The following is a 25,521-nucleotide window of genomic DNA, read 5'->3' on the forward strand; positions in this document are numbered from 1 at the left end:
ACTGCTAAGTATAACCATCCCACCGGCATCAATCCGATGACCTTCCAGGATCTGAAAAGTCGCATCCATCGCGGCCTGATCGAGCGTATCGACCTGTCCAAGCTCGATCTGCTTCGAAGCGGCGAGTTGGCCAGGGAAATCGGCTATGTTATAGAAGCACTCATCGTCGAGGCAGGGGTCCCCCTCAACAAGCAGGAAAAGGAGCGCCTGATCGTAGAAGTGCAGCACGAGACCTTCGGCCTCGGCCCCATTGAGCCGCTGCTGGCTGCGCCTGACGTTTCCGACATACTGGTCAACAGTTACGCCAACACCTATATCGAACGTGATGGCAAGCTCGAAAGGACCGATGTCGTCTTTCGGGACAACATGCACCTGATGCAAATCATCGAACGGATCGTTTCCCAGGTGGGACGCAGGATCGACGAATCGGTCCCCTATGTGGATGCGCGGCTGCCGGATGGATCGCGGGTCAACGCCATCATCCCACCACTGGCCATAGATGGCCCGGCGCTCTCCATCCGCAGGTTCAGCAAGGACCCCCTGAGACTGCACAACCTGATCACGCTGGGAACCGTCGATGAAAAGATCGGCAGGATCATGCAGGCAGCAGTCCGGGCCCGCCTCAATATCCTGGTCTGCGGCGGCACCGGTACCGGTAAGACGACCCTGCTCAATGTCCTCTCGGAGTTCATTCCGTCTGACGAGCGGATCCTCACCATCGAGGACTCGGCGGAGCTGCAGCTGAAGCAGGACCATGTTGTCCGGCTGGAAACGCGGCCGGCCAACATTGAAGGCAAAGGAGAGGTCAACCAGCGGGACCTGGTGAGGAATGCCCTGCGCATGCGTCCCAATCGGATTATCTTGGGCGAGGTACGCGGCGGAGAGGCATTGGATATGCTTCAGGCGATGAACACCGGCCACGACGGCTCCATATCGACCATTCACGCCAATTCGGTTCGTGATGCCATGGCACGCCTGGCGACCATGGTCATGATGGCAGGCATGGAACTGCCCGACAAGGCGATCCGCGAGCAGATCGCTTCCGCCATCAACGTTATCTTACACCTGGTACGATTCCCCGATGGAACACGGAAGGTGGTCAAGGTTTCCGAGATAACCGGCATGGAGGGAAACACTATCGTCATGCAGGACATCTTCTGCTTTGAGCAGAAGGGGGTCGATAAGGATGGCCGGGTGGTGGGGCAGTTCGTGCCGACTGGTGTCATGCCCTATTTTGCCGAACGGTTCAGATTGTGCGGCATCAAGCTACAGCCGGGCATTTTTGAAGGGAGGTAAAAATGGTTGCCGCCATCTCCATGACTTTCATTGCGGTATTCCTGGGCACGCTGGCCACGTTCTTCGGTGTCACCGCAATCCAACAGTCGCCGGAAGCGGAGCTGAAGAAACGACTACGGCGGATGGCCGAAGGGGACGACGAAAGACCGGCAAGGGTTTCGGCCACGAAGCTCATCAGGGAGGTTTCTCCGACTGAACAGTATTTGTTCAGCCTGCCGCTTCTCAGAAGCCTTAATCGCCTGATCATGCAGGCTGGATTACAAATGAAAACGGCAGAGTTTCTGCCGGTGATGGCCCTGGCCTCCCTCGGCAGTTTCCTCCTGGTGTTCCTGGCCAAGGGTAACGCACTGCTTGCACTGGCAACAGCGGCGGCGACAACAGGCATGTTCCTTCTCTATCTTCGTCATCGCCGGCAGCGGCGTCAGCAGAAGTTCACCGAGCAGTTGCCCGATGCGTTGACCATGATCGCACGATCCCTCAGGGCAGGTCATTCACTGGCTGGGGCCATGGAACTCCTGGGGCAGGAATTGGCAGATCCCGCAGGCGCATTGTTTCGGACAGTTTACGAACAACAGAAGCTGGGAATGCGCATCAACGATGCACTGGCGAAGATGCTGGAAAACATGGAGAGCCTGGATCTCCGTTTTTTCGTGACCATCATCACCATCAACAGTGAAGTGGGGGGCAACCTGGCAGAGATACTGGAAAAACTTGCCGACACAATCAGGGCAAGGCTGCAGATACGGCGTCAGGTAAGCGTCTATACCGCCCAGGGCCGCCTGTCCGGTTACATTCTTGCCGTCTTGCCTGTTGTTACCTTCATCGGCCTGTATCTGCTGCTGCCGGGCTACCTGGATGTTTTTTTCAAGGAACAAAAGCCCCAAATCATCCTGGCAGGGGCTGCCGGAATGGAAGTAATCGGCTTTTTCGTCATCCGAAAAATCATAGACATCAGAATTTAGCAGGTGATGCCATGCCCGTTTTGATCGCTATCCTGACCTTTGCCAGCCTTGCCCTCCTGATTGCGGCCGTGGTCTACCCCATGGTCGAGAGAAGAACAGTGAATCAGCGTCTGGTCGAACTGATGCCGCCGGAGGAGCAGAGGCCGCAGCTGGTGAAACAACAGGCCCGCTGGCAGGTCTGGCTCGCTAGCGTGGGACGTCGGCTACGTATCAAGCAAGACGAGATGTTCCGCTATGGCGAGCTGCTAGTGGCTGCAGGCTTCAGAAAGGAGCAACTCTACGTCTTCCTTGGCAGCAAATTGCTTGTCGCGCTATTCGTGCCGGCAGTCTTTCTCTTTCTCTTCGTTCTTCCCCAGGGCAAGCTCCATGACATCAGGTCGATCCTGATCATGGTCTGCCTGGCCATAGGCGGCTTCATCCTGCCTTCCTTCTGGCTGGGTCGCCGGGTAGAACAGCGCAAGACCGAAATTTTTCATATGCTCCCCGATGTACTCGACCTGCTGACGGTCAGTGTCGAAGCCGGCCTGAACCTGGATGCCGCCCTGATCAAGACTGCAGAGAATTTTCAACACAAGGGTAACCCGCTCATCGAGGAGATCCAGACCGTGACACTGGAGATTCGAGCCGGGAAGCCGCGTACTGAGGCACTAAAAGGCATGGCGACCAGAACCATGGTGGAAGATATCGGCTCATTTGTCGCAATGCTGGTTCAGACAGAGAAATTCGGCACCAGTCTGGGGAAAACCCTGCGCATCTACTCAGATTCCCTGCGCATGAAACGGAAACAACAAGCCGAGGAGGCTGCAGCCAAGACCTCAATCAAGATGCTCTTTCCTCTCACCATCTTCATCTTTCCGTCATTGCTGGTAGTGATGCTGGTTCCGGCCTTTTTCAAGATCATCGGTTTCTTGAGCAACCATGCCCGTTGATGCCCCCCGATCACAGGACCGACCATGAAGGCAGTAAATAACACCACACATAAGGAACTGGCCTGCAGTCTCACCATAGCCGACCGTCTGCTGTCTCGCATGAAAGGGTTGTTGGGCAGGGAATCCATGAGCTGCGGGGAAGGGCTGTGGATAAAGCCGTGTATGAGCATCCATACCTTCGGCATGCGCTTTCCGATCGATGTTATTTTCCTCAATCGTCAACATGCTGTTGTGGCGGTGAAAAAGGAGCTCCCGCCAAACCGTCTGACCGCCATTTATTCCGCGGCAACAAGCGTTCTGGAACTCCCGGCCGGTACCATTGAGCGGACAGCTACCAAACCCGGAGACCGAATAGCTCTCGAGTAAACACCCGCTGGAACAGCCATGAGTTATATTGACTATCTCCCACCCAAAAAGCCGTTAAAAAATCCAGAACCTGCCGGCAGATCGTCCTTTGTCTGGCCATCGGCATTTTCTTTCTCCCTTCATTCTCTTCTGATCCTGTTCATGCTTGCCATCGGCAACATTCAGTCCCAACCGGCTGACAACCCGGGCGCAGGGGTGATCTGGATCCGCTCTGCAGCGCTGCAGCAGCAGGAAGCGCTGGCCGCGTCAAAGCCGGAATCTCTGCAAGACACTGAAGCGCAAGATGAACCGGAGGGAGAAGAATACGTCCCCACCTCCTCCCCGACCGATCCCCCGCCGGCTGCCATGGAGCCGGCATTGACGATGCTTTATCCGGCCGACCGGCCCGTGGCGGAAAGAGAAAAAGAGACAGCGGCAAAAAAGGGGGGAGTAACCCCCACGGTCAGTGCCAGAGATTTCTTCGGCCAGATTTCTTCCGTCGCCCAGCCAGCCAAAACCCAACCGATGCTACGAACGGAGGTGAAACATCCCCCCCAGGCTGTAACCCAGGCGGAAAGCAAAAGAAGCCCAATTCCCAAACCGACGAACAACATGGCAAACAGCCGGATACTGGCACCCGAACCAGTCGTGCCCCCTCCTCCCATAAAAAAGGCAAGAAGCACGCAACCGGCCGATCTTCCTCTCCCCTCAGCAATCGCAGCACAACCGGCCAAAGAAAAAGCACAGAACAGTAAACCTGCAGCTACGGCAAAAACGAGTTCCGGTCTGACACGAACATCACTGCCAGTCGCTGCGACCGCTTCCGTAACCGAGACGGCCGATCGAGGCCGGGCAGTGACCGGCAGACAGATGGCACAGCTGTTTCCTGTACCAGCCAAACCTGCCGAACAAACCCGGGACCTTTCCAAATCTGCTTTGCACCTACCGATAAGGAAAAGCCAACCGGCGATGCAACAGCCGACTGGTGTCTTTGATGCCCCGGTAAAAGGAGATCTCCATCTGGAGATTACCGTCAGAGAATTTTCGGGCAATGATCTGAAGATGGCCGTTTTCTACCGGCAGTACCCGAAAAATAAGCATCAGCGTCCCATGAGCGCAGCGGAAGCCAAGCGGGTGAAGACACTGACCCCCAGTATGGCCAAGGTACGGGAAAAGACCTTTCAATTCGCATTGCAAACCGCGCCTGATGGCATCTACGAATTCCGCTTGGTCCAGGGGGATGGGACCGTGATGGAAGGGAGCTGCCTTGTCACCATCATGACCGGTGATAAAAGAAAAATTGTGAAAAACCTGGGCAGCAGAAAGTTGAGCAACGGGCCGGTGGTGAAAATTCTCATGCCGGAAGGGCTCATCTGGGAGGATGAAACCGCCTTCACCGGCAGTATGGAGGATTCGGAAAGCATCACCAGGTATAATTCAGACACAGGGCTGGCCTGGAAAGAGTATCGAACCAGCGGCAACTGACACCAATCCGGCCAAAACGACAACCTGGTCAGGCGTCTTTGTCCTTGTGCACGTGATGAGGCAATTGGAAATCGGGATTGCCACTGAAAGTCCGGTAGAGATAAACCAGCGAAGGGACTAGAATCAGTGCGCCGATGGGGAGCACGGCAAGGAAGGCCCGAAGTGCCGGTAACGGTGCCGCTGCCGCGGCAATGGTCAGTTGACCGATGATCAGGTCGGGGTAAAGAGCCGCGGAGAAACCGGTGATGGTAAGGAGAACGGTGCCTCCAGCCATGATCTGGGCCGCCGGAAAGCGCCGCCGCCAGAGCAGCAGCTGTGTTGTCAAGCCGGAGACGACGGCCAGGGAAACGAAAAGCAGCGGCCATGACCGCAGCAGCCTCGCGGTAAAAAGAGGGGCATCGGCCATGGCCACCGGAACCTCCAGGGTGGTCGCGATCCCCAGGGCAAGGGCAGTCGCCATTCCGCGACGCCGGAAATCCTCCTGTAATGCCCCTTCGGTGCGGACGGTCATGTAGATAGGCGCCAGATAAGCGCAGATGGCAGATCCCACCACCCCTCCCACCAGCGTAAACGGCGAGACCCACCCCCACATGGTCAGCTGGACCTGATTACCGATCAAAACGATTCTCCCCGAGGCAATGGCAGTTACCGCCATCCCCATGGTAAAGGGGGTGACGATGCTGGCGATCTCGAAGGTCCTCGCCACCAAGGGCACATCCTCGCCGATTTCCCGGCCGAAATGGCGGAAGGCAAAGGCAGCGCCGCGGAAATTGATGCCGATCAGGGCAATGACGAAGGGAACGAGCAGGGCGGTAAAGAGAACGGAAAACCCTTTGGGAAAGGCGGTGAAGAGGGTCACCACCATGAAGATCAGCCAGACGTGGTTGGTTTCCCAGACCGGTCCGATGGCGAGAAAAAGACCGTCACGCTGCTCTTTCGCCCGTGGTCCAGAGGCGAGGGCAGTCCAGATGCCGCCGCCAAAGTCAGCACCGCCGAAGAGGGCATACATGACCAGACCGAGATGGAGGGCCAGGGCGGCCAGATTCTCAAGGGTCAACATGGAAGCTCTCCTTGGGAGGCTCGGTCCCTGGGGCGCTCGCGGGGCGGAGCAGCAGCTTCAGCAGGCCGATGGTCATCAGTACATAGACGGTGACGAATGCCGCCAGCACCAGGTCGATATCCGGGTGAGACGTCACCCCTTGGGCCACGGTCATATGTCGCTGGACAATCCATGGCTGTCGTCCGAATTCAGTGACGAACCAGCCGCTCTCCAGGGCGATCATGCCGAAAGGGGAGGCAATGAGGATGGCCCGTACAAGCCGTCGTTCTCCGGGTACGTCCCTATCTAGCCAACGGTGCCACCAGAACCAGCAGGAGACGGCAGCCATAATGAAGAATGACCCGACCATCAGGTCGAAAAAGGGGTGAACCAGCCGGGGATCGGGAGCGGTATCGGCAGGAAAGGCGTCAAGACCTTCCACCACCGAGTTGGGGTCCCGGTGGGCAAGAACGCTCAATAGTTTCGGAATCTTCACCGCATATCTTACCTGACCCGATGCGGGATCGGGCCAGCCGCCGATGACCAGCGGAGCACCGGCCATGGTGGTGAAATGTGCCTCCATGGCCGCCAGCTTCGGCTTTTGATGGCGGGCGACAAAAGATGCAGCCCAATCGCCGGTAAGAAACATCAAGGGAAGAAAAAAGCTCCCCACCGCCAGTGCCAGGGTCAGCGCCTGCTTCTGATAGGGGATGTCGTCCCTTCGCAGCAGAGACCAAGCGTAGACCCCGGCCACAGCAAAGCCGGTCGCCACATAGGCGGCAAAAGTCCCGTGCACCGCCTCGTGTGCCCAGGCCGGATTGGCCAGGGCCCGCAATGGATGCAGATCGGCAGGAACACCATTTATCAGAGCAAAGCCGCTCGGGGTGTTCATCCAGCCGTTGGCGCTAATGACGAAGGCCGCCGAGGCTGCGGCGGCAATGGTAATGGGAATGGTGCAGAGAAAGAGCGCCCGGCGGGAGAGACGCTTTTCACCATAAATATAGAGGGCGAGGAAGATGGCTTCGGTGAAAAAGGCGAAACCTTCGATGGTGAAGGCTAGGCCGATGAGGGCGCCGCTGAAGGCCATGAACCGTGGCCAGAGGAAACCGAGTTCGAAAGAGAGAATGGTGCCGGAGACGGCACCGATGGCGAAGAGCAGCCCGGCGGGGCGCACCCAGCGGCGGGCCAGCTGGTGATAGAGGTCGTTTCCCGTGCGCAGGGCGATCCCTTCGGCGATCATCAGCATCAACGGCAATCCGATGCCGATGGTGGCATAGATGATGTGAAAGGCAAGGGAAACGCCCATGAGGGTGCGGGCGGCAAGGAGGTTGTCCATAACGGTCCCCGGCAAAGTTTTTGAGCTCGTCTTAAGGTGCGGGAGGGACCTCGTCCATTCCGTTCGAGCCTGAGCTGCGGACCTGGACCGCTTTCCTCATCTGTTACCGATCAGGCAATGTGAGCTCAGCCCCCCATTCCGACATAGGGCGAGTGTCCGCTCGCCGCTCAGTCTTGTCACTCCACTCCCGAGGTCTCTCCCGCACCTGATAACCAAGTTTTTCCAATTGTACCAGACCGGCATCGTTTGCAAGTTATCACCTGAGATTCCAGGGCCGTTTTGGCGGGAAGTCCAGTTCATCCTCCAGGAGCAGGTACTGATTCCTGATCCTTTCGGCAACGCCGGTAACATCGGGAAAAAGGGAACCGGCATGGACGCCGCAGCGGTAGAGGTCATGGCGGACAAAGGGAAAACGATCGGCCGGAACCTGTATCTTGATCAGCTTGCCGTTACGGAAGGGTGTCTCCTCCAGGGGAACAAAGGTGCCGGTCTTCTCGCTGAATTTATGCACCGTGAATGCCCCCTCCTGGGAACGGACCCGCCCGGAAACGTGCCGCGGCAGGTATACTTCGGTCATCTCCCCGGCAAAGGGGGAGGCCGCATGATCGGGGTGCTTCACCACGTCCTGCTCGTCGGGGATCATCAGCCAGACCACCCCATGTTCTTCCGCAGGCGATGGTGATCTGACGGTAAACCAGAGGGCGCCGAGGGCATTGGTGGACCAGTCCAGCAGCCTGGTCGGCAGCCCATGGTGCTGGGCCACGGCCAGCCACTCCCACTCGTTGGCCGGCTCAGGATGGACAAAAGGAAATGCCTCCCGGCAGAAAGTCTCGAACATCAGGCGCTCGTTTTCCAGGACCGGCAGCGAGTGATTGACGGTCGCCACCCTCGGCACCAGCGGCCAATCGTGGGACTGGCCGCGAAAAATGGCCAGCCCGTTGGAGAGGAGCGTCTCTTCCAAAAGTTCGATGTAATCCCGCAGGGATTCGATCTGCCATATGAGATACTGCACCTGCTCCACTCTGGTCAGTACCATGTCACCCTCGCGCCTTTTTCATCTGCCGTGATGCTGCGTTACCTTCAATTTGGGATACTATTATAAAAAAAGATTCGGATCGGGAGCTGTCCCATGAATACGCTCGAAGCCATAAAAACCCGCCGAAGCATCCGGAAGTTTTCCCACAAGCCCGTGGAACCTGGCATGCTGCATGCCGTTCTCGATGCAGCACGGATGGCACCTTCCTGGGCAAATATGCAGTGCTGGCGATTCATTGTCGTTACCGATGCCGCAACACGTAAAAAGTTGAGCGAACTTTCCTTCGTAGCGGCTTTTTTCGCACAGCGCGGCTACCAGACAAATCCTGCCCAGGCGGCGGTTGCCGAGGCGCCGGTAGTCATTGTCCTCTGTGCGGACCCGACCCAGTCGGGTGATATGGGAGGGCAGCCCTACTACATGACCGACGTCGGCATCGCCGCCCAGAACATCATGCTTGCCGCCCACTCCCTGGGGCTGGGGAGTATCTTCGTCGGCCTCTTCTATGCTCGAAAGCTTCATGAACTGCTCTATATCCCGGAGAACATCCGTATCGTCGGTCTGATTCCCATCGGCTATCCCCGCGAAACCGAGACCGAAGTGCCCAAGAGAAAGCCGCTGGAGGAAGTGGTCTATTACGGCAAGTGGCAAGGCTGACAAATTCCTTGCTCAGGCTGGTTTAAAGGCAGGAAAACCACTGTCCCAGAAGCAGTATGCCTCGAAGAAACCGACTCGTCTCGAACCTAGACAGGTTTTCGAAAACGAATTCTTCCACGTGTGGCCGCTCGGGATCCACAATGCGGGCCACCGGTTCCAGCGCCCCCTGCCAGCCCATTCCTTCCAGTGCCGAGTCAGGTTGATAGGGGCACAGCCTGCTTTCCCCATCTTCTGCCAGGTTGTCCAGGTAATCCACCAGCCCGTCGATCTCTGCAAACCTGTCCTCGGCTTCAGCAGCCTCCATCGCCGCATGCTCCGCCAGGAGCGAGACGCGCACCCGGCGGATCGATGCTGCCAGTTCGGTACTGGTTCCGTCCGCCTCCCAGCTCATGTTCAACTCAGTATCCAGGCCAAGACTTCTGTTGGTGGCGTTGGCCGAACCGATCGTCAGGAACCGGTCGTCAACGAGCATCAGCTTTGAGTGGATAAAGGTCATCTTTCTCTCGCCGTTACCGGTACAGACGGTGGAATAGATCCCAAGGCGGTGCCCCGTCTCCGCAGCAACTTCTCTCAGCCCATTCAGCATCCTCATCTGTGGGAGGCCGAGAAACAGCTCCTCGGTGAAGGGGAGTCTGTCGGGCAGGATCATGACGATCTGCAGTTTTGGCCGCTGCGGTTCCTTCATCCTCGACACCAGCGCCCTGTAAATAGCCTGGGAACTGAAATACTGGTTTTCCAGGTAGATGAGCCGCTCCGCAGCCATGATGCCGTCGATGAACAGGCGGCGGATCTCCTGGATCTTTTCCCGAAGGGCAAGAAAATCACGGGCCTGGGTGCGGCTTATGGCGACGGAATCCGCTGACAGTGGCAGGGCGGCACCGTTGACGGGAGGAAGATGACCATTGACGGTGGGAAAGATGATCGGTTCACCCCCCGCCTCGGTCCAGCGGGCCTGGAACACTTCCAGCAGTTCCCTGACCACCGGCCCCCTATGGTAGGACTGGATGTCGTGATAGGCGCCGTAGACGGTGCCATCCACATTTCTGCGCTCCGGGTTGTGCTCCAGATGCCGACGGTCATCCCACCGGTCCGAGCAGATGTCGATGCCCCCCACAAAGGCCAGCTGCCCGTCGACAATGACGAACTTCTGATGGTGGGTGGCGTTGACGGCATGCTTGCCGTCGAAGGTGAAATGAATGCGCTCGTTGGTGGACCAGTTGAAAATCTGGCTCTGGAACCATTCCCGCTCCAATGAAAAAAAGACGCTGAAATCCCAGGCAAGGATATATATCTCAAGTTGGGGTTTCTTTTCGCACAACGATTCGAGGAAGGGGAGAAACCGCACGTCGCCTGCTGCCGCCTGTGCCTCGCTCCCCCTGAGCAGGCGCACTTCCGAGTCGAATTGCCAGCCGGCCATGAGGATGTTGTGACGGGCATGGAGCGCCGCATGGTAAAAGGCGCGGTAATAGTCACAGGCATCGACGAGGAGCCCGGTTTCCCGGACCTTGTAAACCCCCTTGCAATTCACCCCCTCCTTGAGAATGCTCATGACAGCTCCAGGGCCGCCACCAGCGGCAGATGATCAGAAGCCACCATTGTTTGCGGCGTTCGCGGAGCGCTGATGCGTCGCACCTTGATATCCGGGCTGAGGAAGAGATAGTCGAGGCGCATGAGCGGCAGCCGGACCGGCCAGGTCCCTTTCAGTCGCTGCCCTCTCCCCGTGCGGTGGGCATCGTTGAGACGACGGATGAAGTGGCGATAGACGAAGGAGCCGGGAAGGGCGTTGAAATCGCCGCAGAGGACAAGGGGCGCACGGCAGTCGGGATGCCCGAGCCAGTCAGGCCCGGTCAGGGCGTTGGCCTGGCACATGCGCTCCCGCCTGTTCAGCCCCAGATGGGTAGCCAGCACCTGCAATTTTATCCCCTTGAACGCCACTTCCGCCCAGACCGCTCCTCTCCGCTCCAGATTCCGGTTGATCGGGTGGGTCGGCAGCGCCTCCCCCTTTACCAGGCGCATGGGAAAGCGGCTGAGGACCGCATTGCCGTACTCCCCCTCCTCCACCTGGATGGAGGAATGGAAATGATAGGACATTTCCAGACTCTTGGCTATAAGGTGGGCCTGGTCCACCAGGTCCGTACGTGAGAGCCCCGCATCCAGCTCCTGCAGGGCGACGACGTCCGGGTTGTAATGGGCGATCACCTCAGCGATCCTCAGGGGGGATACTTTGCCGTCCATGCCGATGCAGCTATGGACGTTATAGGTCATCACCGAGAAATGGATTGTCATGGCTAGGATTGTGATTGGATGCCGTAGACGCCGGTTCAGTAAAAATGTGATGTTATTAATAAACTATAGGAGAAAAGTGCCGCATGTCAACGGAGGCAAGGCTGCAGGGGCGTAGCAGTTGGAGAGGAAATGGAGGCTAATAGGGATACCAGCGCCTGATGACGAAGGCTTTCTTTCCCTCCCGGCTCGCTTCGGCATAGTCATCGACGCCCAGTCGGGTCTTCATCACCCCTGCCAGGGTCTGACGGAGCGGGCGAATAACAACACCACCGCCGGTCCCGCCGCAGTCCAGGCGGCTCTCGATGGTCCGCTCCCGGTCGAGGACGATGATGACATGGCCCGACCAGACGATCAGGTCGAGAGGTTCCACCAGGTTTACTATCTGGTCAATGTTTTTCCCGGCAATGGCGAGGGGCTTGCCGTAGCCGATCAGTTCGCTGGTGTTGCGGGGGGTGAAGCCGTCGGTCGCCTGGTAGAGGAGGCCTGAGCAATCGACTCCCTGCAGCCGCCAGAGATTGGCTGTCTGCCCATCGAGACTTCCCGCAGGCCTGAAGAAGGTGAGCATTTGGCCGATGCCTTCACGAATATTGCCACCCCAGACGTAGCGGCTTCCCCGGGCGGCAAGCATGTCGTCGATGATGGCCTGGCGGTGGGGCAGCCGGCGGGGGCGCTCCGGCGGCTTTTTATCCGAAAGGCGGACGAAGCGGCTGTCCAGGTAATAGCCGGTTTTGCTCCGGTATGGATAATCGGCGGTTCTGACCCTGAAGACCCGCAGGTTTCCCCTCTTCATCTCCTGGTCGATGGTGAATACGGTCCCCGGCAGGGCGATGAACTCCATGGCCCTGATCAGCCCGCAGTCATCCATCTTGAGGGTCCGCCCGTCACTTCCGCCGAAGACAGCAGCGAAATTGGGAGTATTGAGCACCGGTGTCGGAATCTCTGCAACGGCATAATGGCGGGCCGGTTCCCCGGCAAAACATGGAGAAAACAGGAACAGTAGACAAATGGAAAGGAAGAATTTCATATATTTACCTTACTTGAGCAGCCATTGGTGAAGCACAGCACCGACCAGCCAGAAGCCGAAACCGGCGAAGAGAACGAGCGGCAAAGGCAATTGCCGGCGGAAACAGAAGAGCGCCACGACAAAGAAAAGGACGGTCGGTATGATCCCCCAGAGCACCCCCCTGGTGTATTCCGTCATGAGCCTGAAATCGCCGGGGTTATCGTTGTAGAGCCAGAGCAGCACAAGTAGGCTCGTCAGAGGCATGGTGGCGATCAGCCCCCCCAAGGTGGGGAATTTCCTGCCGATCTGGGTGCAGACGATAATGATGACGTTGGTGAGTAGCAGCTTGAGGGCAAATTGCATGAATTACTTCTATCCCAGGTCACGGCGGACAGCAGCCGCAGACCGAGCGAAATAACGATGTGCTCAGGTACCGGTCACCCCGGTCCGGCAGCAGCGTGACGATGATGCCCTTCTCCATGGTCTTTGCCACCTCCAGGGCGCCGGCCACCGCTGCACCACTGGACATACCGATAAAAAGACCCTCTTTCACAGCCAACAGCCGCGCCGTCTCAAAGGCCAGTTCATCCTCCACCGTCAGTTTGCCGTCCAGCAGTTCCTCGTGGTAGATCTCGGGGACAATGGCTTCCTTCATGTTCTTGAGCCCCTGGACCTTGTGCCCGAGGCGCGGCTCGACCCCGATCACCCGCACCGACGGCCGGTTGTCGCGGAAGTAGCGGCACACCCCCATCAAAGTACCACCAGTTCCCATTCCGGCCACGAATACATCGATCTTACCGGCCGTCTGCCGGTCTATCTCCGGACCGGTTGTCTCATAATGGGCCAGCACGTTATTGGGATTGGCATACTGGTTCGGCATGTAATACCGGTCGGGCTCTTCGTCCAGGATTCGATGGGCCAGGCGAATGGCGCCATCGGTGGCCTCTTCGGCCGGGGAAAGGACCACTTCGGCACCGTATGCCTCAAGGATGCTACGTCGCTCCATGCTGACGCAGGCAGGCATCACCAGTTTCACCCGATAGCCCTTTGCGGCGCCGAACATGGCCAGGGCAATGCCGGTATTGCCCGAGGTCGGCTCAAGGACCACCTTGTCGCGGGTCAACTCACCCGATTCCTCTGCCTTGCTCAACATATAGAAGGCGGGCCGATCCTTGACCGACCCGCCCGGATTGCTCCCCTCAAGTTTGGCAAAAATCCGTACCTGCGGGAATGGGTTAATGGCGGAAAGCTCGACCAGCGGCGTATTGCCGACAGCATTACCGATCGTACACGAAGCATCCATCATGCTCTCCATTGCTGTTATTTTTCCTGCCTGCCACCAGCGCCGATTGCTTTGGCAAGCGGCAGTAACCGCGGCGGATTTTCGCCGCGCAAAAGCGGCAACAACCTCCTGATCCCCTGTGGTTCGTTGCCATTGCCGTGGACCAGGATGATGCTGCCGTTTATCGGTACCTCCCCTTTGGCAAGCCAGGCATCGCTCCCCAAGGGGATTAGTGACAACTGGCGCAGCTTCTTTAAAAGGGTGCCATCGGCTACCAACCCGGGAAAGCGAAAAAAGGGGGATGGCACCAACCCCTGTTCCAGAAAAGCCGTTTCAGCTGTCAAGACCTCTTTGATAAAGTCACTGCCCGGGATCAACAGGAAGTTGATATTGACCGGCTTTTTGGGATCATAGGGATGACTGTAAGAGTGATTGACCCAGGTAATAGCCAGCTTGCCGCTCGCAACTTCGTTCTTCAGCCAGAGAAGTTCCTCGGGGTGGCGTTCGAGCCATTTTCCGGTCATGGCGACGGCCAGGGGAACCGCACTCCCGGTCTTCCCGGAAAGATCGGCCACTGCCGTAAACATTTCCCGCTCAAATGGCCGCTTCGACGGGCACATGTCCACCGTCAAGAACACCCCCTGCTGGGGCGATTCCGCATGAGTCAGCCCGGCATTCTGCAGCCGGGGCTGTGCATTCGATCGTGCCAATGCCGTGACAAAGGGTGAATGTTCGACCTCTGCAGCCTCACTCAAAGAAGCGGGACTCGTCACGGCGGCAGGAAGAACGGAGGTTTCCAGGGTCTGCGGGTTTACCAGCAGGAACTCTGCCACGCCATCCCGACTGAACCGGCGAATTGCCAGCGAAACCGTTCCCGAGGCATCGCGGCAGATATGGAAGATCGGTTTATAGTCGGCTATGGTGATTGTTCCGGCGGGGGAATCGATCGGCAACAGAAGAAAGGCAGCCGCACAGGCTCCCAGGGAAAAAAAACGAGAGATAAAGCGCCTGGCATTCATGCGCGGTCAGCAGAGCACCGATTGCAGCGCCTCTTCGATCTTCTCCACGTCCACCTTGGTGTTGAAGCAGGGGCCGAAGGGGCGGTCGTTGAGGACGCCGATAACCGGCAATGGATAGCAGTCCTTGATACCGGAGGTAAGGTCCCGTTCGCAGGCAACCGCCACCACCAGCTTCGGTTTCCGCTCGATGATCACCTTGCGGGCCAGAGTGCCGCCGGTGGCGACGGAAATGTCGATGCGGTATTTCTGGGCGAGCTCGGCCAACCCTTTGATGTCGCAGCGGCCGCAGCGGATACACTTGTTGATGTCTCCGGTGACCTTGATCTCGCAATCGAAAAGCTGCAGGCAATGGGGCAGCAGGATCAGGACACGGTCCGGACGCACCTTCAGGTGCTGAGAAGCGACGAGGCTGTTGTTCATGGCAACGAAAGACTGGCGTATGGTGTCCTTGGCAATGCCGAAGACGGTGCCGATGAACTCGATGACCGGCAGGAGAAACTTGATGACGACGCCGCGCATGAAGCGGGTGAAAAAGATGTCTTTCCCCAGGGCGGTGGTCAGCACCAAAAGCAGCGTCCCGAACAGTGCTACACCCGAAAGGGCGGCAAAGATGACCCCTGCCAAACGGGGCAGATCAGGATGGATATTGGCCAGTCCTGTGGTCGGCACCCACCAGAAGAGGTAAATGATGCCGACGATCAGGAAACAGGTCACCCCCATCAGAGCAACGAAGAGACGCTTGCGGGGAGGGGTTTGCGGTAATTGTCTTCTGGTCAAGCTGCATCCTTATGCCCGAGCTTTGCACCGGGAGCGATCTTGTAACCAGCGAGAAAATCGCCGGCGGGAAGTCTTTTCTTCCCTTCCAGCTGCAGTTCTTCGATGACGATACTCCCCCCGGCACAGGCGATTTCCAAGCCCTGTTTTCCGGTAGCGAGCACCGTCCCAGGCGTTCCTTTCCCTTCGGCTGTTCTCACCCGGTAGACCTTGAGCATCTTGCCGTCGAGAAAGGTATAGGTGCCGGGCCAGGGAGTCATGCCGCGCACCAGGTTCTTTATTGCCAGAGGCTCTTTATTCCAGTTGATGAGCCCGTCTTCCTTCTTCAGCATGGAGGCATAGCAGGTCAAAGAATCGTCCTGTTTTTCCTGAACCAGCTTCCCTGCCTTCAGGAGATCAAGGGTTTCCGCAAGCGCTTCGGCACCGATAGTGGAGAGACGGTCGTGCAAAGACTGGGTATTCTCGTCCGGGTCGATGGGTGTGGTCTTCTTCAGCAGCATGTCCCCCGTATCGAGCCCCACGTCCATCATCATGGTGGTGACCCCGGTCTCGGTGTCGCCGGCGATGATGCACCAGTTAAGCGGCGCCGCTCCACGCCAGCGCGGCAGCAGCGACGCGTGGACATTGATGCAGCCATGGGTGGGGATTTCCAGCAGACTCTTGGGCAGTATCTGGCCGAAGGCAACGACGACGATTAGATCGGGAGCAAGCTCGCGGATGCTCTCCACAACTTCGGGAACCCGTACCTTGAGCGGCTGCATGACCGGAATGCCATATTTTTCGGCCAATACCTTGACCGGCGGCGGCAGGGTCTGCTGGCCACGCCCCTTGGGGCGGTCCGGCTGGGTGAAAACGGCAACGACCTCTTCCTTGCGGTCGATCAGCTTCTGCAGGGTGGGGCAGGCGAAATCCGGCGTCCCCATGAAGATGATACGCATCTAGCCCGCCTCCTGCATGTCTTCCAGGGTACGGCGGTATTTGCGCCGGAATATCTCCCGCTTCAGGGGGGAGATGTGGTCGATGAAGAGGATGCCGTCCAGGTGGTCGATCTCGTGCTGGAAAGCAATGGCCAGAAGACCGTCGGCCTTGTAAGTGATCTCCTCCCCTTCCAGGTTCAGCGCCTTCACCACGACCCGTTCATGCCTGCGCACATTGGCGGCATATTTGGGGATGGAGAGGCAGCCCTCCTCTTCGTAGGCTTCACCGTCCGCATGGACGATGACCGGATTTATGGCCACTATCAGCTGGGCAGGCTCGTCCTTGCCCGACACGTCAATGACCACCACCCGATGATGGACGCCTATCTGGGGTGCAGCCAGGCCCACGCCCGGCGCATGGTACATAGTCTCGGCCATGTCCCGCACCAGTTCCCGTACCTTATCGTTAATCACCGTCACCGGCTGGCACTTCTTTTTCAGTTCCGGATCGGGGTAGGTGAGTATCTTTCGTATCATAGGATTTCCCTTATATGGAACCCGGCGCACCGCACCGGGATCGGTCTTTTCCTGCCTGCGGCGGCATCGCGACCGCATCTGTGCACTATATAAATTTGGACTGAAAAAATCAATCCATTCCTTTTGCGGCTGGCTGCATTACGGGTACTTACCGATCGGTAAGTTCCTGTTGATTCTGTCCTCCTTTTGTGTTATTTACCGGTCGGTAAATACAAAGCGAGGTAAGGATGACGGTAAACGAAAAAGGGGACAGCGTCAGGGGAAAACTGCTGGCAGCGGCACTGGCCTTGTTCAACAACAAGGGGTATGCAGCGACCTCTGTCCGGGAGATCGTTCAGACAGCAGGGGTAACGAAACCGGTCCTCTACTACTATTTCGGCAGCAAGGAAGGGATCTACCTGGAGCTCATGCACAGCTCCCTTGCCGAGTTCGACGCCTCCCTCGCACGGATGACGACCATTTCCGGGACGGCGGCGGAGAGAATCGTCCATTTCTGCTCGGTGATCCTGGATCTGATCATCGACCGACTCGAAGTGCTCCGCCTCATATATGCCATCTACTATGGGCCGCCACAGGAAGCGCCTCCCATAAACTTCGACGAATACTACTCCCGGATCGTTTCAACAGTCGAGGCACTGGTGGAAGAAGGAATAAGCCGGGGAGAGCTTGCAGTCGACGACACCTACACTGCCGCCTGGATCATCGTCTCCATCCTCAGCACCACCATGGAGGAACAAATCTGCCATACGCCCCCCCGCATCGACGCACGACTGATGGAGCGCATGCTCGGCGTCGTTCTGCAGGGATTCCAACAAAAGGCAAATCGAAATGAACCTCTTTACGAAAAGGAGATGAAGATATGAAGAAGCTGTTGACCATATGCGCACTCTGGATGACTGCCACCAGCCTGGGCTGTTCCAAGGGGGATAAACCGACTGCCCAGGCCACGATCAAGCCGCCGGTGGCCGTTGAGGTTGCTACTGCCGCGACTGCAGATCTGGAAGAAGGGGTGGAAGTGACCGGCAACCTGGAGCCCAAGTTCTATGCCGAGGTAAAAACCCAGATTCCAGGGCTCGTCAAGCAGGTATACGTCACCGAGTGGGTACGGGTGAAAAAGGGGGCTCCCCTGGCCAGCATCGATGTGGCCGAAACGGAAGCCACCGTCAAACGGACCGAGGCGGCCATCAAATCTGCCAACGCCGGCCTGGCCCAGACTGAGGTGGCGGCGAAACGGGCGGACCGGGAACTGACTCGCGTACAGAAGCTGAAGGAGGCGGGACTCGCCACCCAGCAGGCGGTAGATGATGCCGAGACGGAAGCTGCCACTGCGGCCGCCCGCATCGAGGCAAGCCGCGCCGGCATCCGCGTGGCCGAAGAAGAGCACCGCCAGGCAAAGGTGCGCCGGGCGAAAAGTCTTGTCTTTTCACCCATCAATGGCGTTGTGGCACTGCGTGATGTGAACGTTGGGGATCTGGCCAGCGATGCTGCCGCCGCCAAGCCGATTTTCAAGATCGTCGACAACCGCCTGCTCAACCTGACTTTCACCGTGCCGTCGTCGGAAATGGCCCGACTGAAGGTCGGCCAGAAGCTGCTTTTCACCACCGACGGCATCCCAGGCAAGACCTTCGAAGGAAAGATCATGTTCGTCAATCCGGAAATTCAAACAGCGGATCGTTCTCTCAGGGTAATCGCCGAGGTGGTTAACGAACCGGAAGTCCTCAAGGGAGGGCTCTTTGCCAAGGGCAGAATCATCTGCGGCGTCAGGAAAAACGTCCTGCAGATTCCCCGCAGCGCCTTGTCCGGGTTGGATATGACTGCCAAGAAAGCGACTATTTTTGTGGTGGAAAAGGACATCGCCAGGCGCCGCCAGCTGGCAATCGGCACCATCAGCGGCGACATGGTGGAGATAACGGCAGGGCTGAAGCCGGGCGAGCTTTACGTGACCCGCGGCGGCTTCAACCTGAAGGATGCGGATAAAGTGGCCATGGCCAAGGCCGGGGAGAAGAAACCATGATCCTCTCCGAGCTATCCATAAAGCGGCCGGTCTTCGCGGCGGTGATGATGCTGGCCCTGGTTGTGCTGGGGATCTTCTCCTTCAAACGGCTGGGGGTCGAGATGTTCCCCAACGTGGAATTCCCACTGATCTCGGTGGTCACCACCTTTCCCGGCGCCTCGCCGGAAACGGTGGAGCGGGAAGTCTCCAAACGGATCGAGGAGACGGTTAACCAAATTGCCGGTGTCAAGCACGTCTTTTCCACCTCCCGGGAGGGGGTCTCCACGGTGATGGTCCAGTTCCAGCTGGAACAGCGGGTAAACGACTGCGCCCAGGAAGTGCGTGCGAAAATTTCCTCCATCCGCGGCACTCTTCCCCAGGGAATCGACGAGCCCATTATCCAGAAGCTCGACTTCAATGCCGCACCGGTAGCCTCCCTGGCGGTCCGCTCCGACACCCTCTCACCGAGGGAGTTGACCATCCTGGTGGAAAAACGGGTGAAAAAGCGCTTCGAAAGCGTGGCCGGGGTCGGCAAGGTAGACATGGTGGGGGGCCAGAAGCGGGAGATCCGGGTGGAACTGGATCCGGTGCGGCTCGATTCCCTTGGCCTCGGGGTAAACGACGTGGTGAACGGCATCAAGTCGGAGAACACCAATACCCCCCTTGGACGGCTGACGAAAGGTACAGCCGAATACCCGATGCGAATCGACGGCAAGCCGGACCGGGCCGACCAGTACCGGCAGATGACCGTTGCGAGCCGTAACGGCCGCCCTATCACCCTGGGCGAAGTGGCTCTGGTGGATGACGGCGCCGAGGAGAAAAGAAAGCTGGCCCTGGTGAACGGCCGCCCCGCCATCGGTCTCGACGTCTACAAGCAGTCAGGCGGTAATGAAGTGGCCCTGGTGGACAACGTAAAGAAAACCATGGCCAAGGTACAGAAGGAGCTCCCTCCCGGCGTGGAGCTGTCCATGGTGCGGGACGGCACCATCATGACCCGCGACTCACTGGCCGACGTGGAGGAGACCCTGATTATCGGCGGCATACTCACCATCGTCATTGTCTTCTGTTTCATCAACTCCTGGCGCTCAACGGTCATCACCGGGGTGACCCTCCCCATCGCGGTCATCTCCTCCTTCATTATCATGAATGCCATGGGGATGACCCTCAACGTCATGACCCTCATGGCCCTCTCCCTTGCCATCGGCTTGCTGATCGACGATGCCATCGTCGTGCGGGAAAATATCGTCCGCCACCTGGAGATGGGGAAGGACCACCACGAGGCATCCCGCTTCGGCACTGCCGAGATCGGCCTGGCGGTCTTCGCCACCACCATGTCCATCGTCGCCGTCTTCGTGCCGGTGGCCTTCATGCGAGGGATCGTCGGCCGCTTCTTCTTCCAGTTCGGCATCAGCGTCGCCTTTGCCGTGCTGGTCTCCCTCTTCGTCTCCTTCACCCTCGACCCCATGCTTTCCTCCCGCTGGCACGACCCCTCTATCCATCTGCAGGGACGGCGCAAGGGGCTGGCAAGGTGGCTGGAGCGGTTCAACGACTGGTTCGATTTCTCGGCGGACAAATACCGGGGCATCATCGGCTGGGCGCTGGATCATCGGAAAACCGTGATGCTGGCGGCAGCCGGCGCGTTTATAGGGGGGATCGTCGTCTTCGGCACTCTGGAATCGTCCTTCATGGTGCCGGAGGACCGGGGTGAATTCCAGGTCTCCTTTAAAACGGCACCCGACGCCTCCATCGCCGAAACGGAGGGACGCTTGCAGGCGATGGTTGCGGCCATCGCCGACATTCCCGAAATTGACCACACCTACGCCACCATCGGCGCCGGTGACAACGGTACCGTTCGCGACGGACTCCTGTACCTGAAGCTGAAGGAGCGAAACGAGCGAAAACGGAACCAGTTCGAGCTGCAGCGGATCGTGCGGGAGCGCTTCCAGAAAATTGCCGGCATCACCCTCTCCATTGAGGAGGTGGGCCAGGTGGGTGGCGCCCAGAAGCCCCTCAACGTCAACCTCAAGGGAGACGACCTGCAGGTGCTGAAAGAATTGGGGCAACGGCTGAAGGCCGAGCTGTACAAGGTGCCGGGAATTGTCGACATCGCCGTCACCCTGGAACATGACATCCCCGAATACCGGCTGCGGGTGGATCGGGAAAAGGCACTCTCCGCCGGGATCTCCACCAACGACATCGTCGCCAGCCTGGGGCGCCTGGTGGGGGGCGAGGCGATCAGCACCTTCGAAGACGAGGATGGGGATGCGGTTGACGTGCGGGTGCGGCTCCCGGAACGCCTGCGGGCAACACCCGGGCAGATTGGTGACCTGAAGGTGTCGGTGCCGGACGGCGGCGGTGGCATAAAGCTCGTCCCGCTGGCAAGCCTGGCAACGGTGCGGGTCGCCACATCCCCCACGGAAATCAACCGCCGCGACCTGGCACGCCAGGTGACTATCTCCGCCAACCTGGACAACCTCCCCATCGGCACCGCGAGCAAGCATGTGGCAGAGGCGGCAAAGCGGATCCAGATGCCCCCCGGCTATTCCGTAGACCTTTCGGGGGAGGCGGAGGACATGGCCGAGTCCTTCGGCTACATGGGAGAATCGCTCCTTCTGGCGGTGGTCTTCGTCTATCTGATCCTGGCAGCCCAGTTCGAGTCCTTCTTCGAGCCCCTGGCCATCATGCTCTCCCTCCCCCTCTCCATCGTCGGGATGGCCGGGATGCTGAAAATAACCGGCGACACGGTGAACATCATGTCCCTGATCGGCCTGATCATGCTCATGGGGCTCGTGACGAAGAACGCCATCCTCCTGGTTGACTACGCCAAGGTGCTGAGGCGACGGGACGGCCTGGCGCGCCGCGAAGCGGTGATCGAGGCGGGGCGAACGCGGCTTCGCCCCATAGTCATGACCACACTGGCAATGATCTTCGGCATGCTGCCACTCTTTTTCGGCATCGGCGCCGGCGGCGAAGGACGCGCCCCCATGGCCCGGGCCGTGGTCGGCGGGCTCCTCACCTCCACCCTTCTCACCCTGCTGGTGGTGCCGGTGATGTATACCTGCATGGACGACCTGGGGACATGGCTGAAGCGTAAGTGGAAAAGGGAGCGCGGGCCGAAAGGTTCTGCTGACGCGGAAGAGATGCCCACAGGAGAACCGCGCCGAGCTGCCGCCAATAAGGTGGTCAGGTTGCTGAACTTCAACGGGAGAAAATTCTTCAAGGGATTTTCGGGCCTATTTGTCCTTTTTCTCGCAATCTCGGTCTGTGTGCCACGTGCCCAGGCAGAAGTACGGACATTGACCCTGGAACAGGCCCTGCAGATCGCCTCGGAAAAGAACCGGGACATTGAAAAGGCGCGGGAATATTTCAACCAGGTAGAAGGAAGGTATGTGGAGGAGCGTGCCGCTGCCCTGCCCCAACTCTCCCTGAACGGCACCGTCGCCCGTGACCGGGACGACAGCCAGAGCGCCTTTTTCGGCGTTTCAGGCTCCCAGGACAGGCGCAGTGCCGAGGTGACCGCAACCCAGGTACTGCTCAGCTGGGGAAAAGTCGGAGCCGCCATCCGTGCCGCAAAAATAGGCCTCAAAACCGCCGACGACCAGTTGCGCCTTTACCGGCAAGCTGCAGCCCGCGACGTTTCCGCCGCCTTCTACAATGTCGTCCTTGCCCGCGACCTGAACGCTTTTGCAGCACAGAACCTGGAGCAGAAGAAGCGCCACCTTGACGAAGCGCAGAAGAAGTACACCGAGGGCGTTGCCACCGAATATGATGTTCTGGCCGCAGGGGTTGCCGTGGACAATGCCCGCCCCGAGGTGATCCGCACGGAAAACCAGATCCGCACCACCAGCCAGGAACTCCGCTATCTTCTTGCCCTGGACCGTGAGGTGGCGGTGGACGGCTCGCTGGATGCGGAGATAACGCCCCATGCTAGCTACGAGGAAGCCCTTGTCGTTGCCCAAAAAAAGCGGCCGGAACTGGCCGATCTGCGCCACCGCCAGGGAATGTATGAGGAGCTGATCACAGTCGCCGCAGCCGAAAACAAACCCCGCCTGGATCTGAAGGGAAGCTATGGCTGGAAACAGTTGGAAATCGGGACGAACAAGGCGGACGGCTTTGCCTGGAGTGCGGGAATCTATCTGAGTTTTCCCTTCTTCGACGGCTTACGCACCAGCGGCAAGACCGCCCAGGCCGAATCGACGGTTAGAAGCCTGAGGATCGACGAGGCAAAACAGCTGGATGCCATTGCCCTGGATGCGCGAAACGCCGTCAATGCCCTTGACGAGTCGGCAGCTATCGTCCAGTCGCTCTCGGGCACGGTCAAGCAGGCGGAAAAGCTTTTGGCCATGGCAGAAAAAGGCTATGTGCTCGGAGTGAAGATCCGCCTGGAGGTGGAGGATGCGGAAGTGAACCTGCTCCAGGCTAAGAGCAATCTGGCCCGGGCCAGGCGTGATTACCTGATGGCCCGGGTCAATATGGACTGGGTGATGGGGGTGCTGGGAGAGGGTAAATAAGAGGTCAGGAGCGGGAACTGCTTGCAAGAAATCTCGTGCATCCTCCTCAACGGGGGTGCAAGGGAAGATGTCTTCCCAACGCCTCCAAGGTTCTCGCAGCTTCTTCGGAGCCGTTTTCGGCTGCCTTGCCAAACCATCGGAAGGCTTCCCTCCTGTTCTGTTTTACTCCGCGGCCATGGAAGTACATGAGGCCTAGGCTGAACTGGGCCTGATCGAACCCCTGGTCCGCCGACTTGCGGTACCACTTGACCGCTTCCTTCCAATCCTGCTTTACCCCTTCCCCCTGTTCATACATCTGCCCCAGGTTGTTCTGGGCCTCGGCGTCCCCCTGACCAGCGGCCTTGCGAAACCATTTTGCCGCTTCTTTCCTGTTACGTTCGATCCCCTTGCCGTAGTAATACAATACCCCCAGGTTGAACTGGGCTTCAGGAATGCCGTTTTCCGCAGCCCGGCGGTACCATTTGGCTGCTTCCTTTTTCCCTTCCGCTCCGCCGTCTCCCCGGTCATAGAATAATCCCACCTTGAACTGGGCCTTGGCGTTTTTCTGCTCAGCGGCACGGCGGTACCATTTCAGGGCCTCCTTTTTGTCGGCCTCTACCCCTTCTCCCTTCTCGTACATGGAGGCAACGGCAAACTGGGCGGTAGACTTGCCCTGCTCAGCAGCCTTCAGGTACCAGCGGGCGGCCTCTTTTTTATCAAGTTCTACGCCGACCCCCTTGTCATAAAACTGGGCGACGGTCAGCTGAGCTGCGGCATGTCCCTGCTCGGCAGCCTTGCGGTACCACGTGAAAGCTTCGCTTTCGTCCTGCCTGACCCCTTCCCCGGTCCGGTACATCTGGGCCAGGTTGTACTGGGCGGTCATGTGCCCCTGCTCGGCAGCCTTGCGATACCACCGAGCAGCCTCCTTACGATTGACGGCAGTGCCTTGCCCCAGGGCATAGGCAACCCCCAGGGCGTACTGGGCCTTGAGAAAACCTTGGTCTGCAGCCTTGCGGTACCATTTGATCGCTTCGCCGGGGCTTGGTTTTCGTATCCCCTTTCCCTCGGCATACATGACGCCGATCTGATACAGCGCCTTTGGACTGCCATCGGTCCGAAATTCACGAATGGCCGAGGCAAAATCGCCATCCTTGTAGGCACGAAGTCCTGCCTCGTATTCGGCACTGGCCACCGATGCGGAGACAATGCCCATAAAGACCGACAGCATGACCATCATTTTCCAGCGTCCCATTCCTATCCCCCACTGCATGACATGAAGTTTTTGCAACTATTGCAAATCCCATCTTCAGGGTCAATAGGATTAATGTGGGATGGACGAGAAGGCAGTCGTGGCATCGGGAGTGAGCGGCGAGCGGACGCCCGCCAGATGTTGAGCGAAGGTGATCTGTCACTCTTAAAGCATCGCGCGCCATTGCACGGGCGACACCACAAGGTCCGCAGCTGTAGCGACAGAGCGAACGGACGATGTCGCGACTGCGCTTTCCTGGATGAGCTCAAAAAAAGGGCGTCTCACCTGGACGCCCCTTGCTTGTAGCCGCTATGCTTGGTTTTAAGCCGCTTTCAGGAGCACCTCCCGCTCGCAGGCCGCCACCAACTCTTGGTATTTCGCGGCAAATCCCGCCGCAGTCCGTGCCTCGGCCGCCTCATATCCGGCAATGATCCCATCGCGTGCCTCTTCAGGGATGAGCCTTTCCGCCAAAGGATAGAGGATGGTATCCTCTTTGGCGATATGATCCCTGAGGAGCGCCACATAAGCCAGGGCATTGTCGGCTATGTCCCGTTCCCGCCTGGTCTCCCCGGCCAGCGCCGCCAAGGCTGCCTCTTCCATGGCCTTCACATGCGCCCTGCCCAGGTCGTGCTCCATGAGCATGGCCGCCACCGGGCTGTTTTCCCTCGGCATGCCGTTTTGCACAAGCGCCTCGAAAAGCACGTCCTCTTCCTTGGCATGGTGGTAGCGGTCGGCATAGTTCCTGATGAAGTCCACTCCCGTCAGGAAGAAGCCATAATCGGCAAAGGTGCCGGAGACTGTGGCCTCGGCATTTTTTTCCAAAACCGCCAGCATGCGCAGAATCAGCTTGTGCTCTGTCACCAGCGCCTTCGTAATGTCCCTTTTCATG

Annotated in this window: 23 protein-coding genes; 9 read left to right on the forward strand and 14 right to left on the reverse strand. The window is 58.6% G+C overall.

Going from position 1 to position 25,521, the window contains the following annotated elements; genetic code table 11:
- The first annotated feature begins 36 nt into the window (after positions 1–36).
- The 5 genes from ML541_RS00665 to ML541_RS00685 are packed head-to-tail and all read left to right on the forward strand — an operon-like array spanning position 37 to position 5,017.
- Positions 37–1,296: a CpaF family protein gene (locus tag ML541_RS00665; protein ID WP_347710774.1), complete on the forward strand. Its 1,260-nt coding sequence runs from the start codon at positions 37–39 to the stop codon at positions 1,294–1,296.
- A 2-nt stretch (positions 1,297–1,298) separates the two neighbouring features.
- A complete protein-coding gene (locus tag ML541_RS00670) occupies positions 1,299–2,258 on the forward strand; it encodes a type II secretion system F family protein (protein WP_243369786.1) in 960 nt (319 codons plus the stop codon).
- 11 nt (positions 2,259–2,269) lie between these two features.
- Positions 2,270–3,187, forward strand: a complete 918-nt coding sequence (locus ML541_RS00675) for a type II secretion system F family protein (protein ID WP_243369788.1) — start codon at positions 2,270–2,272, stop codon at positions 3,185–3,187.
- Positions 3,188–3,211: 24 nt separating this feature from the next.
- A complete protein-coding gene (locus ML541_RS00680; RefSeq protein WP_243369791.1) occupies positions 3,212–3,553 on the forward strand; it encodes a DUF192 domain-containing protein in 342 nt (113 codons plus the stop codon).
- A gap of 18 nt (positions 3,554–3,571) precedes the next feature.
- Positions 3,572–5,017 (forward strand): hypothetical protein, encoded by a 1,446-nt coding sequence (locus ML541_RS00685; protein WP_243369793.1) that lies wholly within the window; start codon positions 3,572–3,574, stop codon positions 5,015–5,017.
- Between the two features lie 28 nt (positions 5,018–5,045).
- On the opposite strand, the gene ML541_RS00690 is transcribed toward ML541_RS00685, so the two are convergent.
- From ML541_RS00690 to ML541_RS00700, 3 genes are all read right to left on the reverse strand, one after another.
- Positions 5,046–6,077 (reverse strand): cytochrome d ubiquinol oxidase subunit II, encoded by a 1,032-nt coding sequence (locus ML541_RS00690; protein ID WP_243369794.1) that lies wholly within the window; start codon positions 6,075–6,077, stop codon positions 5,046–5,048.
- Positions 6,064–7,392, reverse strand: a complete 1,329-nt coding sequence (locus ML541_RS00695; RefSeq protein WP_243369796.1) for a cytochrome ubiquinol oxidase subunit I — start codon at positions 7,390–7,392, stop codon at positions 6,064–6,066. The genes ML541_RS00690 and ML541_RS00695 overlap by 14 nt, the downstream gene beginning before the upstream one ends.
- 256 nt (positions 7,393–7,648) lie before the next feature.
- Positions 7,649–8,428 (reverse strand): FRG domain-containing protein, encoded by a 780-nt coding sequence (locus ML541_RS00700; RefSeq protein WP_243369798.1) that lies wholly within the window; start codon positions 8,426–8,428, stop codon positions 7,649–7,651.
- A gap of 93 nt (positions 8,429–8,521) precedes the next feature.
- Here ML541_RS00700 and ML541_RS00705 point away from each other — a divergent pair, with 93 nt between their 5' ends.
- A complete protein-coding gene (locus ML541_RS00705; RefSeq protein WP_243369800.1) occupies positions 8,522–9,082 on the forward strand; it encodes a nitroreductase family protein in 561 nt (186 codons plus the stop codon).
- 22 nt (positions 9,083–9,104) lie between these two features.
- Here ML541_RS00705 and ML541_RS00710 read toward each other — a convergent pair whose 3' ends face one another.
- The 9 genes from ML541_RS00710 to def all read right to left on the reverse strand — a co-directional run bounded on the left by ML541_RS00710 (position 9,105) and on the right by def (position 16,900).
- Complete coding sequence (locus tag ML541_RS00710; protein ID WP_243369802.1) at positions 9,105–10,631, reverse strand: phospholipase D-like domain-containing protein; 1,527 nt, start codon at positions 10,629–10,631, stop codon at positions 9,105–9,107.
- The gene (locus tag ML541_RS00715; protein WP_243369804.1) at positions 10,628–11,368 is read right to left on the reverse strand and encodes an endonuclease/exonuclease/phosphatase family protein; all 741 of its coding nucleotides are present in this window, start codon (positions 11,366–11,368) and stop codon (positions 10,628–10,630) included. Before ML541_RS00715 ends, ML541_RS00710 begins: the two co-directional genes overlap by 4 nt.
- Positions 11,369–11,504: 136 nt before the next feature.
- On the reverse strand, positions 11,505–12,392 hold the full coding sequence (locus tag ML541_RS00720) for a peptidoglycan endopeptidase (protein WP_243369806.1): 888 nt from the start codon (positions 12,390–12,392) through the stop codon (positions 11,505–11,507).
- A 9-nt stretch (positions 12,393–12,401) separates the two neighbouring features.
- On the reverse strand, positions 12,402–12,734 hold the full coding sequence (locus ML541_RS00725) for a DUF3147 family protein (RefSeq protein ID WP_243369809.1): 333 nt from the start codon (positions 12,732–12,734) through the stop codon (positions 12,402–12,404).
- A gap of 19 nt (positions 12,735–12,753) precedes the next feature.
- A complete protein-coding gene (locus tag ML541_RS00730) occupies positions 12,754–13,677 on the reverse strand; it encodes a cysteine synthase family protein (RefSeq protein ID WP_243370384.1) in 924 nt (307 codons plus the stop codon).
- Positions 13,678–13,691: 14 nt separating this feature from the next.
- Positions 13,692–14,672 carry a polysaccharide deacetylase family protein gene (locus ML541_RS00735; protein WP_243369811.1) on the reverse strand — a complete coding sequence of 327 codons (981 nt, stop codon included), beginning with the start codon at positions 14,670–14,672 and terminating at the stop codon, positions 13,692–13,694.
- 6 nt (positions 14,673–14,678) lie between these two features.
- Positions 14,679–15,392, reverse strand: a complete 714-nt coding sequence (locus ML541_RS00740; protein ID WP_243370385.1) for a DUF116 domain-containing protein — start codon at positions 15,390–15,392, stop codon at positions 14,679–14,681.
- A gap of 53 nt (positions 15,393–15,445) precedes the next feature.
- Entirely contained in the window at positions 15,446–16,384 is a 939-nt protein-coding gene (gene fmt / locus ML541_RS00745; protein ID WP_243369812.1) for a methionyl-tRNA formyltransferase, read from the reverse strand.
- Entirely contained in the window at positions 16,385–16,900 is a 516-nt protein-coding gene (gene def, locus ML541_RS00750; RefSeq protein WP_243369813.1) for a peptide deformylase, read from the reverse strand.
- 227 nt (positions 16,901–17,127) lie between these two features.
- On the opposite strand from def, the gene ML541_RS00755 reads away from it, so the two are divergent.
- From ML541_RS00755 to ML541_RS00765, 3 genes are read left to right on the forward strand one after another with little or no spacing between them, the layout of a single operon-like run.
- Positions 17,128–17,763 (forward strand): TetR/AcrR family transcriptional regulator, encoded by a 636-nt coding sequence (locus ML541_RS00755; protein ID WP_243369814.1) that lies wholly within the window; start codon positions 17,128–17,130, stop codon positions 17,761–17,763.
- Positions 17,760–18,914, forward strand: coding sequence for an efflux RND transporter periplasmic adaptor subunit (locus ML541_RS00760; RefSeq protein ID WP_243369815.1), 1,155 nt, complete (start codon positions 17,760–17,762; stop codon positions 18,912–18,914). The genes ML541_RS00755 and ML541_RS00760 overlap by 4 nt, the downstream gene beginning before the upstream one ends.
- Positions 18,911–23,404 (forward strand): efflux RND transporter permease subunit, encoded by a 4,494-nt coding sequence (locus tag ML541_RS00765; RefSeq protein WP_243369816.1) that lies wholly within the window; start codon positions 18,911–18,913, stop codon positions 23,402–23,404. Before ML541_RS00760 ends, ML541_RS00765 begins: the two co-directional genes overlap by 4 nt.
- A gap of 46 nt (positions 23,405–23,450) precedes the next feature.
- Here ML541_RS00765 and ML541_RS00770 read toward each other — a convergent pair whose 3' ends face one another.
- Both ML541_RS00770 and ML541_RS00775 read right to left on the reverse strand, forming a co-directional pair.
- Positions 23,451–24,635 (reverse strand): SEL1-like repeat protein, encoded by a 1,185-nt coding sequence (locus ML541_RS00770; RefSeq protein WP_243369818.1) that lies wholly within the window; start codon positions 24,633–24,635, stop codon positions 23,451–23,453.
- A 318-nt stretch (positions 24,636–24,953) separates the two neighbouring features.
- On the reverse strand, positions 24,954–25,520 hold the full coding sequence (locus ML541_RS00775; RefSeq protein ID WP_243369820.1) for a hemerythrin domain-containing protein: 567 nt from the start codon (positions 25,518–25,520) through the stop codon (positions 24,954–24,956).
- Position 25,521 lies beyond the last annotated feature (1 nt).

This window comes from Geotalea sp. SG265 (assembly GCF_022808985.1).
Taxonomy (GTDB): domain Bacteria; phylum Desulfobacterota; class Desulfuromonadia; order Geobacterales; family Geobacteraceae; genus Geotalea.